Below are 13,763 nucleotides of genomic sequence, written 5' to 3'. Positions count from 1 at the left end.
GTTTCCGGTCTATAGCCGGTGCAGTAGGTATTCTTCCACCTATGGATGATGCTGTCGACCACGCCCTGCTCGCCGCCGTCTCCCGCGACGGACGCGCCACGCTCGCCCAGCTCTCGCAGGCGGTGGGGCTGTCGACGTCAGCCGTGCAGTCGCGGCTGAAGCGGCTCGAGGCGCGCGGCGCGATCACCGGATACCAGGCCGTCCTCGACCCGGAGCTGGTCGGGGCGCCCCTGTCGGCGTTCATCGAGATCACCCCGCTCGATCCCGCGCAACCCGACAACGCCCCTGAGCTGCTCGAGCACCTCACGGCGATCGAGGCGTGTCACTCGATCGCCGGCGACGCCGCCTACATGCTCTTCGTGCGCGTCGCTTCGCCGCGCGCGCTGGAACAGCTGGTGCGCGACATCCGGTTGGCCGCGAACGTGAGCACGCGCACGACCGTGGTGCTGCAGACCTTCTACGAGCGGCGCCCTGTCGTGAATCCCTGACGGCGTCCCGTCGTGAATCCCTGACCGGGTGGCCGCATCAGCGCGGCCAGTAGGATGCCGAACGTGGCATCCAGCAGCAAGAGCAGCAAGAACCGGCACAAGGCCGCGAAGCACAGGCGCACCAGCGGCAACCCGGCCAAGCGGCCCGTTGTCGAACTCGGCCCGGTGACCGCGAAGGACTGGATCGGCGCCGCCCGCCTGCGCACCCTCCCCCTCGCGGTGGCCCCCGTCGTCATCGGCACCGGGGCCGCGCAGACCGTCGATCGCAACCTGCACTGGGTGATCGCCCTGTTCTGCCTGGCTGTGGCCGTACTCCTGCAGATCGGTGTTAACTTCGCGAACGACTACAGCGACGGCATCCGCGGCACCGACGCCGACCGCGTCGGACCCGCCCGTCTCACCGCGTCGGGACGAGTCCCGGCGCGGAAGGTGCTCACCGTCGCGCTGGTCTTCTTCGCGCTCGCCGCGCTCGCCGGTCTCGCCATCGTCATCCGCACGCAGCAGTGGTGGATGCTGGCCGTCGGTGCGCTCTGCATCGTCGCGGCATGGTTCTACACCGGCGGCAAGCGCGCCTACGGGTACAACGCCATGGGTGAGCTGTTCGTGTTCGTGTTCTTCGGGCTCGTCGCCACGCTCGGAACCACCTGGGTGCAGGCGTTCGCGCTGCCGTTGGAGGCCTGGTTCGGTGCCATCGCGGCCGGCCTGTTCGCCTGCGCCGTGCTGTTGGCCAACAACCTGCGTGACATCGATCAGGACCGCGAGGTCGGCAAGCGCACCCTCACGGTGCTGATCGGCAAGATCGCCACGCAGGTGCTGTTCACCCTGTTCGTGCTGGTGCCCTTCGTGCTGGCCGCGCTGACCGCACTGCTGTATCCGATCGCCTGGCTGTCGCTGCTGGCCCTGCTGGCCGGCCTGCCGGCGATCGTGATCGTATGGTCGTACCGGCAGCCCCGTGAGCTGGTCGTCGCGCTCGGTCTCACGTCGTTGACCGCTCTCGCCTACGCCGGCTTCCTGTACTGGGCGTTCGTGGGCTGAGCGTCGTGCATCCGTCGCTGTTCTCGCTTCCCGCCGAGCCGGGGCGCGAGAGCGAGGACGCCTGTGCGATCGGCGACGGCCTCGCCGTCGTGGTCGACGGCGCGGGTCTGCCGAAGTCGTCGCGTCGGGGTTGCGGGCACGCCGTGGCCTGGTACGCGAGGATGCTGGCGGAGGCGTTCCGGGTGCGCCTCGAGGCGCGCACGACGATGATGACGGATGCCCTCGCCGCGGCGATCGCCGAGGTGACGGCCGCCCACTCCGACACGTGCGACCTCGGCCAGGGCTCGCCCAGCGCGACGGTCGCCGCCTGGCGCGTCGTCGGCGATCACGTGGAGCACCTCGTGCTGTGCGACGCCTCGATCGTGCTCATCGGCGCGGACGGCACGCCCCGCGAGATCACCGACGACCGGATCGACGCCGCCGTCGAGCGGCGTGCCGCGCAGCTCGCCGCCGACGCCGGCATCGGCGAGGCCCCGGCCGAGATGCGGTTCGCCGCGCTGGATCAGATGCGCAACGTCGAGGGCGGTTTCTGGTGTGCGCACACCGATGCGGACGCCGCGCAGCGGGCCCTCGCCGGTCGCACGCCGATCGCGCAGCTGCGCGCGATCGTGGCAGCTTCCGACGGTGGCACCCGCGGCTTCCAGAAGTTCGGCGCGCACTCGCTCGACGACGTCGCAGCACTGGCCGCCGACGGGCGGCTGGCCGAGATCGCCGCGCAGATCCGTGCCGCTGAGGATGCCGCGGGTCCGCTGCCGTTCACCAAGCCGCACGACGACATCGCATTGGTGACCGCGACGTTCTGACCGCGGACGGCTCAGAGCGTCGCGCCGACGACCGCCTCTCCGAGCGGGGTGCGCAGGTGCAGCATCCGATTCCCGTCCCGTGTGCTTGTCACCAGACCCGACGCGCGCAGCACGCTCAGGTGGTGGGATGCCGTCGACACCGCGATCCCGGTGTCGGCAGCCACCTGCGAGGTGGTGCGCGCGACGTGCGAAGCGAGCAGGATCTCGGCGCGCGCCTCGCCCATCAGCGTCGACAGCGCCGTCGCGGTGTCGACGCCGTCGTGCGCCCACCCGGCCGTCACTCCCTGCGCCGGATAGAACAGGGTCGGCTGCGCGGGCGGCTCGGTGAGCACCATGCATCCGAGCGATCCCATCACCGACGGCACCAGCACCATCCCCGAGCCGCGGCAGTCGACCTGCTCGCTGTGCCGACGCAGAGCGACGCGCACGGCGTCATCACCCCAGCTGACGGCGGAGTGGATGCCCGACGCCATGCGACCGATGCCGTCGGTCGCGATCGTGCGCGAGCGCACTGCGACATCGGCCCGAAGCATGCGCTCCAGCTGCGGCCAGATCGGGGCCAGTGCGGCATCCCACACGCGTTGCCATGCTTCGGCGATCAGCGCGCGCGCCCGTTCGGGGCGCGCCTGCATGCGTCGCAGAGCGGCCTGCCGCCGTCCTGTGGAGCGGAGCACCATCTTGCCGAAGTCCACTCGCATTCCCGCGGGTGCGGCGGCGCGCAGGGCGGCGAGTTCGTCATCGGGGGTGAGATCCCAGCGGGGTGCAGTGGTGAGGAAGTCCGGCACGTAACCATCGACGCCGATCACATCGGCGAGCAGGCGGAAAGCCTCGGTGGGCACCTGATCGCGCGCTTCGCGCAGCCACCCCCACTGCAGCGGATGCCGAGCGGGGCGCAGCAGCGCGCGCACGGCATGCACCAGTTCGTGGCCCGGCGAGATGCCGAAGCGCACGGCCTGGATGTCGCCGGGACTGAGCCGGAACTCCACCCGGTGATCCGGGTGCTCCACGCCCTCGATCGGCAAGTTTCGATGCACATCGAAACTCTAGAGTGCGCGTTCGTTGCGCGGAAGAGTGAACCCCGCACGAGAGGAGCAGGCCATGGTCAACACACTCGCTGAGCCGACGCTTGTCGCAGCGAACGAGATCCTGCTGGGCAACGGTCGCAGCCGGCGGTTCCAGGGCAGCGATCACGGCGCCGGGGTGTCGTACTTCTACGTCGACAACCAGCCGGGGCAGGGGGCCCAGCTGCATTGGCATCCCTATGCCGAGACGTGGGTCGTGCTGGAGGGCGACGTCACCTTCGTCGTCGGCGATGAGCAGATCGTCGCCACCGCCGGCGACACCGTCACCGGGCCCGCCTATGTGCCGCACAAGTTCACCAACACCGGCACGGGCACGATGCGCTTGATCGGCATCCACGCGTCCGCCGTCATCATCCAGACCGTCATCGACTGACCGGAGAGCAATGTCCTTCCAGAGCTACCTCGACAACATCGAGACCAAGACCGGCATCACGCCCCGGCAGTTCATCGACCTGGCATCCGAGCGCGGCTTCGGCGCGGGTACCAAGGCGACGCCGATCGTGGAGTGGCTGAAGAACGACTACGACCTCGGTCGCGGGCACGCCATGGCGCTCGTGCACGTGATCACGAAGGGCCCGCAGATCAGCGACAAGCACGTCGGCAGCGGGGGTACTCACGCCGACCCGTCGGACATGCTGTGGCTCGACGGCAAGGCCACCAACCCGGCGGGCGGTGCAGCATGACCGTCAAGGTGGACCTGAACATCTCGCTCGACGGATTCGCGTCGACCGCCGATCAGACCGCGGAGAATCCGATGGGCGCGGACTGGGACCGGCTCGTGGCGGCCTACCTCGCCACGCGCACGATGCGCGAGCGCGTGCTCGGCGACACATCCGGCGCCGGAACCACAGGCATCGATGAGAAGTACGCGGCGCAGTACTTCGTCGGGACCGGCGCGGAGATCATGGGGGCCGGCATGTTCGGACTGCACCTGCACGGTGACGATCCGCACTGGCGCGGATGGTGGGGAGAGGATCCGCCCTTCCGCATCCCCGTGCTCGTGCTCACCCGCACGCCGCGACCGTCGATCGAGTTCGCGAACGGGACCGTCTTCCACTTCGTCAAGGCGTCACCGCAGGATGCGCTGGCCAGAGCATCGGAGATCGCGGGCGAAGCAGATGTGCGGGTCGGCGGCGGTGTGTCCGTCGCGCGCCAGTTCCTCGCCGCGGGACTGGTCGACCGACTGCACCTCGCGGTCGCTCCGATCGTGCTCGGTCGTGGCGAGAGCATCTGGGAGGGCCTCCGGGGCCTCGAGAACGGTTACGAGGTCAGCAGCGAGGTCGCCGAGAGCGGCGTGACGCACGTCACCTTCCAGCGGAGCTGACCACGGCTCAGCGTGCCAGGCGCACGATGTCAGTCGTTCGGACTCGCCTGGTCCTCGACGTCCTCATCCGCCTCGCTCGTGCGTGAAGACGCACTGCGCTTCTCGTAGATCTCGCGGGATGCCTGCGACAGCGGCGCACGAAGGAACAGCAGCGAGATGCTCATGCCGATCAGTGCGGCGAACAGCGCGGCGAGCCACCAGTACTCGCGGAAGATGGGGAAGAAGAGCCACATGATCGCGAGCGGCACGGCGAACGCCAGCAGGCGCAGCACGGTGTAGACGAGGAGGGGTGGCAACTTCACCGCCCCAGTCTACGAGCGAGGGCTAGGTGAGGGCTGAGCGTCGGTTCCGCCGTGCCGTCGCCCCAGACGCGACCTACACTGGGAGTATGGCGCGTGTCCTTATCGTCGGTGGTTTTCTGGCTGTCATCTTCTGGGTGTTCAGCATCGTCGACGTGGCCGCGCAACCGGCGTCCCGGCACCGCGGTGTCTCGAAGGGCATCTGGGTGCTCATCGTGGTCCTGCTACCGGTGGTCGGAGGCATCCTCTGGTTCGCACTCGGGCGACGACGTCGCGGTGACACGTCGCAGGAGACCGTGCCCCTCGGGCCTGACGATGACGCCGAGGTCCTGCGTCGCATGAGCGACGCTGAGGCGGATGCCCGCATCCGTAAGCTGGAAGAGGAGCTCGCCCGGCTCGATGACGAGGCCGACGGCGCGGATCCGCGCTCGTGACGTCGTCGCCCGCGAGCGATGCGGCCGCCGCGCTGCTGAGCGAGCTGATCGGCCACGGCGTGCGCGATGTGGTGCTCGCCCCTGGGTCGCGTTCCCAGGCGCTCGCGCTGGCCGCGACCTCGCTCGCCCGGACCGGTGCGCTGCGCGTGCACGTGCGGATCGACGAGCGCGTCGCCGGATTCACCGCGCTGGGCATCGCGCGCGAGACGGGTGTGCCCGTCGCCGTGGTGTGCACCTCGGGCACTGCGGCCGGCAATCTGCTGCCCGCGACCATGGAGGCGTTCCACTCGGGCATCCCGCTGCTGCTGCTCACCGCCGACCGCCCTCCCGAGCTGCGCGGGGTCGGAGCCAATCAGGCGACCATCCAGCCCGGGATCTTCGGACCGTTCGTGCGGATGCAGGTCGACGCGCCCGTTCCCGTCGACGGTGCGGCTCCGATGTCGGAAACCCCGGATGATTCGGATGCCGGGAGGCGCGTCGCGCCCGGACACGCCGGTGAGGGCACGGATGATCCGAGATTCCCGACGGCGACCGCCTGGAGCGGCCTGGGCGGGCGTGCCGTGCGCGCGGCGCTCGGGCTCGAAGGGGACGGACTGGCCGGGGTCGCCGGTCCCGTGCACCTGAACCTGCCGGCCCGCGAGCCCCTGTCGGCGGCGGGCGGGACCCTGGCCGCCGTCGCCGGAGAAGCGCCGGCCGTGCCGTCGGCCGAGCCCGTGGTGCTGTCGCGGGGTCCGCGCACGGTGGTGATCGCCGGCGCGGACGCCGGGTCGGATGCTGAAGAGCTGGCGCATGCCGGCGGCTGGCCGCTGATCGCGGAGGTCGTCAGCGGCGCGCGTTTCGGTCGCCTGGTCGTGCACGGGTATCGCGAACTGCTGCGGGACGAGTCGCTGGGCGGCCGCATCGAGCGCGCCGTGGTCTTCGGGCATCCGACGCTCAGCCGTGAGGTCGCGGCGCTGCTGGCCCGCGACGAACTCGACGTGCTGGCCGTGCGCCGCGGGGGAGAGGCCCTCGACCTCAACGGACGCACCATGGCACTCGCGGCGGTGACAGTCGCCCCCGGCGACGTCGATCGGGCCTGGCTGGGCGCGTGGATGACGGCGTCGAAGGCGGTGACGATCGACCTCAGCGCACCCGCTCCGGATCACGACGGACTGTCTTCGGACGACAAGTCCGCCCGGCTGGATGCGGTGCGCGCCGAGCTCGACGCCGTGCGGGCCCGCGTCGACCGCGAGATCCTGGTGGATGCCGTGTGGCGGGCGACCTGGCCGCACGACCGTCTGATGTTCGGCTCATCCCGCCTGGTGCGCGTGGCCGATCAGGTGCTCGGCGGCAAGAAGGTGCCGGTGCACGCGAATCGCGGCCTGGCCGGCATCGATGGCACGGTCGCGACGGCGATCGGCATCGCGCTCGCGAGCCAGTCGGAGGGCTCACCCGGGGTGACCCGGGTGCTGCTGGGCGATCTGGCGTTCCTGCACGATGTGGGCGCGCTGCTGCTGCCCGCAGACGAGCCGATGCCGCGCATCCAGGTGATCGTCGGCAACGACGGTGGCGGCACGATCTTCGACGGGCTCGAGGTCGCGGGTTCGGCCGCGGCGGAGGATCTCGACCGGGCCTTCTACACGCCGCACACGGCGAAGCTGCGTGAGATCGCTGATGCCTACGGCTGGGAGTTCACGCAGGTCAGCACGCGTTCCGCGTTGGATCAGGCTCTGACATCGCCGGTCGCCGGACCGCAGATCATCGAGGTTCCGCTGGATCGCTGAGCGAGCTGTCCCCGGGAACCCGGGGTGTCCTTCGTCACTTCGACTCGCTGCGCTCGCTCAGTACGACGCTCGCTGCGCTCGCTCAGGAACCGGGGCCCGTCGTCTCGAGTCAGTCGAGACGCTGCGTGAGCTCGCTGACGTCGGCGCTGGCGTAGCGCTCGATCTGCGCCGGCTCGTCGTGCGGCTCGTACAGGTCGCTCTTCTGCGGGGCCACCGCCTGCGCCTCAACCGGTGACGCGTCGGCGAGCACATCGTCGAGCCCCTGCAGTGCGCTGAACCGGCGCGCCTGGGTGACCACGTTGCGGTCGAGCGACCCGGCGAAGCGGTTGTAGGCGTCGACGGTGGAGTTCAGGCTCTTGCCGAGCTTGGCCAGGTGCTGTCCGAGCGTACCCAGCCGCTTGTGCAGCTCCTTGCCGACCGTGAAGATCTGCTGCGCCTCCTGCGCGAGCTGGTCCTGGCGCCAGGCGTGGCCGACGGTGCGCAGCAGCGCGATGAGCGTCGAGGGCGTGGCGATCACGACGTTGCGCTCGAACGCGTACTCGTACAGCGTCGCATCCTGGTCGAGGGCTGCGGCGAGGAACGGCTCGGCCGGCACGAACATCACGACGAACTCGGGGGAGCCCGCCACGACATCCCAGTACTCCTTGGCGCCGAGGTCGTCGATGTGCTTCTTCAGATGCCGCGCGTGCGCCTGCAGCCGCTGGGTGCGCACGGCGTCGTCGGTCGCCTCCATGGCCTCGAGGTAGCCGCTGAACGCCACCTTCGAGTCGACGACGACGCGCTTGTCGCCGGCGAGATGCACCACGAGGTCGGGCCGCAGCGCCCCCTCGTCGGTGCTGTGGTGCAGCTGCTCGTCGAAGTCGACGTGGTTGACCATGCCCGACGCCTCGACCACCCGGCGCAGCTGCAGCTCGCCCCAGCGGCCCCGCACCTGCGGTGCGCGCAGCGCGTTCACGAGGTTCCGCGTCTCCGATCCGAGCGTCTCGGACGACTGCCGCATGTGCTGCAGCTGCTCGGTGAGCGCCGCATTCGCCTCGAGCCGCGACTTCTCGGCGGTGCTCATCTCGCTCTTGACGGTGTCGAGCGTCTTCTGGATCGGCTCGATCAGCTGCTGCACCGCGTCCTGGCGCTTCTGCAGCTCAGCGGCACCCTCGCTCTGGCTGCGCTTGAGGCGCTCCTCGGCCTGCTGCAGGAACGTCTTCGCGTTCGCCTCCAGCGCCTTGCGGCTGAGCGCATCGAATTCGTCGGCGAGCCGCTTCTGGTCGGAGCGAAGCTCGTCGAGGCGGTCGGCCGCCCGGCGGCGCTCCATGGCGAGGTCGGACTCGGCCTCATCGCGCACTTCGGCCAGTCGTCGCACATGCTCGGCACGCTCGTGCTCGAGACGTGCGTGCGCCTCGGCCCTGGCATCCGCCACTGTCTTCTCGCCCCGCTGATGCGCCTCGGTGACGCGCCGATCGGCGAGCGCGCGCTCCTCCTGCACACGGGTGGCGGTCTCGGCGCGCAGCGCCTGGGCGTCGCGTTCGAGCGCATCGATGCGCAGCGCCGCGGCCGCCGACTCGGCCCGCTGGGCGGTGTCGTGCGAGCGCCCGCGCTGGGCGCCCAGCAGGAAGCCGAGTCCGCCGGCCAGCGCCGCGGCCAGCACGGCGACCACGATGGTCAGAAGCGAGGTGTCCATGCATCCGATTGTGCCGGAGGCCACCGACACGACGGGCGCACCGCGCAGCCCGACCCTCGGGGGAGCATGATGTCCTCATGAGCAAGCACGGATGGACAGGCGATCCGGTCGAACTGCTGCGGGTGGGCGACGGGTTCCGCCTGGCTGATGTCGATGCGGATGCGACGCCCGGGTTCCACGGTCACAAGCACGACGGGGAGCGTGTGCTCACGCACCGCGAGACGGAGCTGGACGACCTGCAGGAGCGCCTCTATGCGAATCGCGACGAGCGTGCCGACGCGGTGCTTCTCGTGCTGCAGGCGATGGACACGGCCGGCAAGGGCGGGATCGTGCGCCACGTCGTCGGCGGCGTCGATCCGCAGGGCGTCGAGCTGGCGGCGTTCAAGCAGCCGACGCCCGACGAGCTCGCGCACGACTTCCTCTGGCGTGTGGAAAAGCGCCTTCCCGCTCCAGGCTTCATCGGGGTGTTCGACCGCTCGCACTACGAGGACGTGCTCATCGGCAGGGTGCACGGTCTGGCTGACCCGGCCGAGATCGAGCGCCGGTACGGGGCGATCGTCGATTTCGAGCGTCGCATCGCCGACTCGGGCACCCGCATCGTCAAGGTGATGCTGCACATCTCGCGCGATGAGCAGAAGGAACGGCTGATGGAGCGGCTCGACCGGCCGGACAAGCACTGGAAGTACAACCCCGGCGACGTCGACGAGCGCTTGCGCTGGGATGAGTACATGGCGGCCTATCAGACGGTGTTCGAGCGCACTGTCACGGCCGCCGCGCCCTGGTATGTCGTGCCGGCGAACCACAAGTGGTATGCGCGCCTGGCCGTGCAGGAGCTGCTGCTCGACGTGCTGCAGCGGATCGATCCGCAGTGGCCGGCCGCCGATTTCGACGTCGAGGCCGAGAAGAAGCGCCTCGCCTCGAGCTGATCCGCGGGTCGCCGCGTGATGCCGCCGTGCCGCATAACGCCGGCGCCCCCTCTGGCCGTCCACGCCCCCGCCTGGCAACGCCATTCAGAGGGGGCGCCGGCGACCAGAGGGGGCTTCGGCGGGAGGGCGGGCTCAGCGCGGCTTGCGGGCCCTGTGCAGCGCCACGATCCCGAACGACAGGTTGCGGTACTCGACGTGCGTCCAGCCGGCCTCGCGGATCCACCCTGCCAGGGTGCGCTGATCGGGCCAGTCGCGGATCGACTCGTTCAGGTAGTCGTACGCGTCGCCGTTGGTGCCGGCAAGACGCGCCACCCGCGGCAGCACCTGGGCGTTGTAGAACGTGTAGAAGCCGCGGAAGAACCCGTTCGGCGGGGTGGAGAACTCGTTGATCACCAGGCGTCCGCCCGGCTTGGTGACCCGAAACAGCTCGGCCAGCGCCTTCTTCGGATGCTGGACATTGCGCAGCCCGTATGACATGGTCACCGCGTCGAACTCGTCATCGCCGAACGGCAGATCCGTGGCATCCGCCTCGACGAAGGTGATGTTCGGAAGGTGACCGTGTCGACGGCGCCCCTCGGCCAGCATCCCCGGCGAGAAGTCGGCTGCGACGACCTGTGCGCCGCTGCCGGCCAGCGACGCCGACGACGACGCGGTACCCGCGGCGAGGTCGAGGATCCGCTCCCCCCGCTTCGGCGCCACGGCACGTGTGGTCGCCGCGCGCCACAGCGCGTCGTTGCCCAGCGTCATCACGGTGTTCGTGCGGTCGTAGCCCTTGGCGACCTGATCGAACATGCCGCTGACGTGTGAGGGGTCCTTGCCGAGGTCGGCGCGGTTCGACGGGGTCATGACTCGATCCTACGGCGGCGGATGCTGTGCGCTTCGCGCGGAGAAGTGCGCCTCCCGCGGACCGAATCCGGATATCCGTCCGCGCGAAGCGCACAATCCCGCGGCAGGCGCACGCGGCCGCCCCGTAGACTCCCGGGGTGAGTGCGCAGCGACCAGAGCCCGGAACCGTGATGACCATGCGGTGGCGCAAGTGGGACGGCTCCCAGCATTGGGGTGGCGACTGCGTGTACCTCGGCAGCGATGACTGGGGCGATTGGCTCGGCCAGCCGGTCGGGTGGAACAGCGTGCGACCCGGTTACGAGTTCGTCGCCGAGACTCCGAATGTCACGCTGATCCCCGTCGGCCGCTCCGACTACGCCCTCACCGTGCACCGGAACCATCCCCGCGCGCTGCGGATCTACATCGACCTGGCGTGGGACCTGCGGTGGACGGGCCCGCGCGAGGTGACCGGCATCGACATGGACCTCGATGTCGTGCGCAGAGTCAACGAGCAGGGCACGTACGTCGACGACCGCGACGAGTGGGCCGAGCACAGCCTGCGCTTCGGTTACCCGGTCGAGGTCATGGATCATCTCGAGGCGGTGGCCCTCGAGCTCGAGCAGCAGGTGCGCGCACAGCATCCGCCCTTCGACGACGCCACGGCCGACGCCTGGCTCGACCGCCTGCACGCCCTGGGGCTGTGAGCGGCGCGGTCGGCGCCGCGCCGCCGCCCACTAAACTGGCACCGTGAGCAGCATCCGTCTGGTCGCGCAGACCCGCGAGATCCCACCCGTCGACGACCTGCTGGCACACACCTCCGCCACCCGGCCGCTGGCATGGCTGCGCCGTGGCGAGGGGATCGTGGCCGCCGGCGACGGGATCGCGGCGTCGATCCGCATCCCGGCGGGGCAGCAGCGGCTGCGCAGCGACATCATCGCCGACGCCTGGCGCGCGATCGCGGCGGATGCTGAGATCGACGATCCGCTCGCCCTGCCCGGCACCGGTCTGGTGGGCTTCGGGGTCCTCGTCTTCGACGAGGGCTCACGCGCCGACAGCGTGCTCGTCGTGCCGCAGACCGTGATCGGCCGACGGGACGGGCGCAGCTGGATCACCCGCATCCATCCCGTGGACGCCGAGGCCGAGCCGCTCGCCGTGCCCACCGCATACGGGCCGCACTGGGCCGGACGCGTCGGGCCGGGCGCGCAGACCCCGCAGGGGTATCAGGATGCTGTGCGCCTCGCCCTCGACGAGATCGCCGACGGTGAGTACAGCAAGGTCGTGCTCGCGCGCGATCTCACCGGCACCGTCCCCGGCGACGCCGATCTGCGCCGCCTGGTGCGCGCCCTCGCCACGGGCTACCCCGACACCTGGACCTTTGCCGTCGACGGACTGATCGGCGCGAGCCCGGAGACGCTGGTCACCGCGCACGAGCGCATCGTGACCGCGCGGGTTCTCGCCGGCACCGCCGCGCGCGGCGCCGATCCGGAAGAGGATGCCACGGCATCCGCCGCTCTGGCCGCCAGCGCGAAGGACGTCGCCGAGCACGACTTCGCCGTGCAGAGCGTGCTGACGTCGCTGCGTCCGCACACGCGCGCACTCGAGACCAGCGGCGATCCGTTCATCCTCGAGCTGCCGAATCTGTTCCACCTCGCAACCGACGTCGAGGGCGATCTCACCGACGGCGCCTCGTCGCTCGACCTTGTCGGTGCGCTGCATCCGACCGCTGCGGTGGCCGGCACTCCGACCGATGTCGCCGTCGCCGCGATCGCGCGCATCGAGCCGTTCGACCGTGGCCGCTATGCGGGTCCGGTGGGGTGGATCGACGCATCCGGCGACGGCGAGTGGGCGATCGCGCTGCGCTGCGCGCAGTTCTCGGATGCCCCCGACGAGGCCTCCGGTGCACGGCGGGTGACCGCATATGCCGGCGCGGGCATCGTCGCCGGCAGCGACCCGGAGTCGGAGCTGCTCGAGACCCGTGTGAAGTTCCGGCCGCTCGTCGATGCGCTCGCCTGAACCGCCCGCAGGTAGGGTTGAACTCGTGACTTCGAGCCCCGCTTCCCCGGGCACGCGCCTAGCGAGCCGTCTGGGCTTCAGCGACCGCGTCTTCCTCGGCACCGCAGGTCGGCGCGTCGCCGCCCGCATCGAAGACGGGCTGGAGCTGGTCGAGGCCTCGCTGGCCGAGGAGGTCAAGGTCGCCGACCCGATCGCGGATGCTGCGGCGCGGTACCTCTACGAGGCGGGTGGCAAGCGCATCCGCCCCGTGCTTACCCTGCTGACTGCACAGCTCGGCGACGGCAACATCCGGCCCGTCATCGACGTCGCGACAGCCCTCGAGATCACTCATCTCGGCTCGCTCTACCATGACGACGTCATGGACGGCGCCGATACCCGACGCGGCGTTCCTGCCGCGCACGCCGTATGGGGCAACAACGTCGCCATCCTCACCGGCGACATCCTGTTCTCCCGCGCAAGCCAGATCATGTCGCGCTACGGCGATCGCGCCATGCGCCTTCAGGCCGACACGTTCGAGCGGCTCGTGCTCGGACAGCTGCATGAGACCGTCGGCGCGCAGCCGGGCGACGATCCGATCGAGTTCTACCTGCAGGTGCTCGCCGACAAGACGGGGTCGCTGATCGCCGCGGCCACGCAGGGTGGCGTGATCTTCTCGAACGCCCCGGTCGACTACGAGGAGCCGTTGCGCGTGTACGGCGAGAAGGTCGGCGTGGCCTTCCAGCTGCTCGACGATGTCATCGACCTGTCTGCCGATGCCGAGGAGACCGGCAAGGTACCAGGCACAGATCTGCGTGCCGGGGTACCGACCATGCCGTCACTGCTGCTGAAGACCTCCACCGCGGCAGCGGACGTCGATCTCGCGCGCCGCATCGACGAGGGTGTCGCCCGCATCGCCGACGGCGCCGATCCGGAGCTGCTCGACGGCCCGCTCGCCGAACTGCGCGACAACGCGGCCACCGCCCAGACCCTCGATCTGGCGCGCACCTGGACCTCAGACGCGATCGCCGTGCTGGCGCCGCTGCCCACCGGCACCGTGCGCGAAGCGCTGACCCGGTTCGCGCAGACTCTCGCTGATCGCAGCAGCTGACGGAAGGAA

16 protein-coding genes are annotated in these 13,763 nt (G+C 70.2%); 12 read left to right on the top strand and 4 right to left on the bottom strand.

Annotated elements, in window-relative coordinates; all coding sequences use genetic code 11:
• The first annotated feature begins 41 nt into the window (after positions 1-41).
• From WDU99_RS09775 to WDU99_RS09765, 3 genes are all read left to right on the top strand, one after another.
• Positions 42-488 (top strand): Lrp/AsnC family transcriptional regulator, encoded by a 447-nt coding sequence (locus WDU99_RS09775; protein WP_337332262.1) that lies wholly within the window; start codon positions 42-44, stop codon positions 486-488.
• 63 nt (positions 489-551) lie between these two features.
• Positions 552-1,523, top strand: coding sequence for a 1,4-dihydroxy-2-naphthoate polyprenyltransferase (locus WDU99_RS09770; RefSeq protein WP_420064000.1), 972 nt, complete (start codon positions 552-554; stop codon positions 1,521-1,523).
• Between the two features lie 5 nt (positions 1,524-1,528).
• Positions 1,529-2,326 (top strand): protein phosphatase 2C domain-containing protein, encoded by a 798-nt coding sequence (locus tag WDU99_RS09765; protein ID WP_337332261.1) that lies wholly within the window; start codon positions 1,529-1,531, stop codon positions 2,324-2,326.
• A gap of 11 nt (positions 2,327-2,337) precedes the next feature.
• On the opposite strand, the gene WDU99_RS09760 is transcribed toward WDU99_RS09765, so the two are convergent.
• Positions 2,338-3,360, bottom strand: coding sequence for an ArsR/SmtB family transcription factor (locus WDU99_RS09760; protein ID WP_337332260.1), 1,023 nt, complete (start codon positions 3,358-3,360; stop codon positions 2,338-2,340).
• A gap of 64 nt (positions 3,361-3,424) precedes the next feature.
• Between WDU99_RS09760 and WDU99_RS09755 the strand changes: the two genes are divergently transcribed.
• The 3 genes from WDU99_RS09755 to WDU99_RS09745 are packed head-to-tail and all read left to right on the top strand — an operon-like array spanning position 3,425 to position 4,732.
• Positions 3,425-3,781 carry a cupin domain-containing protein gene (locus tag WDU99_RS09755; RefSeq protein WP_337332259.1) on the top strand — a complete coding sequence of 119 codons (357 nt, stop codon included), beginning with the start codon at positions 3,425-3,427 and terminating at the stop codon, positions 3,779-3,781.
• 10 nt (positions 3,782-3,791) lie between these two features.
• Positions 3,792-4,091, top strand: coding sequence for a DUF4287 domain-containing protein (locus tag WDU99_RS09750; RefSeq protein ID WP_337332258.1), 300 nt, complete (start codon positions 3,792-3,794; stop codon positions 4,089-4,091).
• Positions 4,088-4,732, top strand: coding sequence for a dihydrofolate reductase family protein (locus tag WDU99_RS09745; protein WP_337332257.1), 645 nt, complete (start codon positions 4,088-4,090; stop codon positions 4,730-4,732). The genes WDU99_RS09750 and WDU99_RS09745 overlap by 4 nt, the downstream gene beginning before the upstream one ends.
• 29 nt (positions 4,733-4,761) lie before the next feature.
• On the opposite strand, the gene WDU99_RS09740 is transcribed toward WDU99_RS09745, so the two are convergent.
• The gene (locus WDU99_RS09740; RefSeq protein WP_337332256.1) at positions 4,762-5,034 is read right to left on the bottom strand and encodes a DUF4229 domain-containing protein; all 273 of its coding nucleotides are present in this window, start codon (positions 5,032-5,034) and stop codon (positions 4,762-4,764) included.
• Positions 5,035-5,120: 86 nt separating this feature from the next.
• Here WDU99_RS09740 and WDU99_RS09735 point away from each other — a divergent pair, with 86 nt between their 5' ends.
• Both WDU99_RS09735 and menD read left to right on the top strand, forming a co-directional pair.
• A complete protein-coding gene (locus tag WDU99_RS09735; RefSeq protein ID WP_337332255.1) occupies positions 5,121-5,465 on the top strand; it encodes a PLDc N-terminal domain-containing protein in 345 nt (114 codons plus the stop codon).
• Complete coding sequence (menD, locus tag WDU99_RS09730; RefSeq protein ID WP_337332254.1) at positions 5,462-7,228, top strand: 2-succinyl-5-enolpyruvyl-6-hydroxy-3-cyclohexene-1-carboxylate synthase; 1,767 nt, start codon at positions 5,462-5,464, stop codon at positions 7,226-7,228. Before WDU99_RS09735 ends, menD begins: the two co-directional genes overlap by 4 nt.
• A 109-nt stretch (positions 7,229-7,337) precedes the next feature.
• On the opposite strand, the gene WDU99_RS09725 is transcribed toward menD, so the two are convergent.
• The gene (locus tag WDU99_RS09725; protein WP_337332253.1) at positions 7,338-8,903 is read right to left on the bottom strand and encodes a DNA recombination protein RmuC; all 1,566 of its coding nucleotides are present in this window, start codon (positions 8,901-8,903) and stop codon (positions 7,338-7,340) included.
• Between the two features lie 77 nt (positions 8,904-8,980).
• Between WDU99_RS09725 and WDU99_RS09720 the strand changes: the two genes are divergently transcribed.
• The gene (locus WDU99_RS09720; protein WP_337332252.1) at positions 8,981-9,829 is read left to right on the top strand and encodes a polyphosphate kinase 2 family protein; all 849 of its coding nucleotides are present in this window, start codon (positions 8,981-8,983) and stop codon (positions 9,827-9,829) included.
• A gap of 132 nt (positions 9,830-9,961) precedes the next feature.
• On the opposite strand, the gene ubiE is transcribed toward WDU99_RS09720, so the two are convergent.
• Positions 9,962-10,675, bottom strand: coding sequence for a bifunctional demethylmenaquinone methyltransferase/2-methoxy-6-polyprenyl-1,4-benzoquinol methylase UbiE (gene ubiE / locus WDU99_RS09715; protein WP_337332251.1), 714 nt, complete (start codon positions 10,673-10,675; stop codon positions 9,962-9,964).
• Positions 10,676-10,812: 137 nt separating this feature from the next.
• Between ubiE and WDU99_RS09710 the strand changes: the two genes are divergently transcribed.
• The 3 genes from WDU99_RS09710 to WDU99_RS09700 are packed head-to-tail and all read left to right on the top strand — an operon-like array spanning position 10,813 to position 13,754.
• A complete protein-coding gene (locus tag WDU99_RS09710) occupies positions 10,813-11,358 on the top strand; it encodes a DUF402 domain-containing protein (protein WP_337332250.1) in 546 nt (181 codons plus the stop codon).
• Positions 11,359-11,401: 43 nt separating this feature from the next.
• Entirely contained in the window at positions 11,402-12,667 is a 1,266-nt protein-coding gene (locus WDU99_RS09705) for an isochorismate synthase (RefSeq protein ID WP_337332249.1), read from the top strand.
• 25 nt (positions 12,668-12,692) lie between these two features.
• Entirely contained in the window at positions 12,693-13,754 is a 1,062-nt protein-coding gene (locus tag WDU99_RS09700) for a polyprenyl synthetase family protein (protein ID WP_337332248.1), read from the top strand.
• Positions 13,755-13,763 lie beyond the last annotated feature (9 nt).

Source organism: Microbacterium bandirmense (assembly GCF_037204185.1).
Lineage (GTDB): Bacteria > Actinomycetota > Actinomycetes > Actinomycetales > Microbacteriaceae > Microbacterium > Microbacterium bandirmense.
This window is presented reverse-complemented; position numbering and strand designations above follow the sequence as displayed.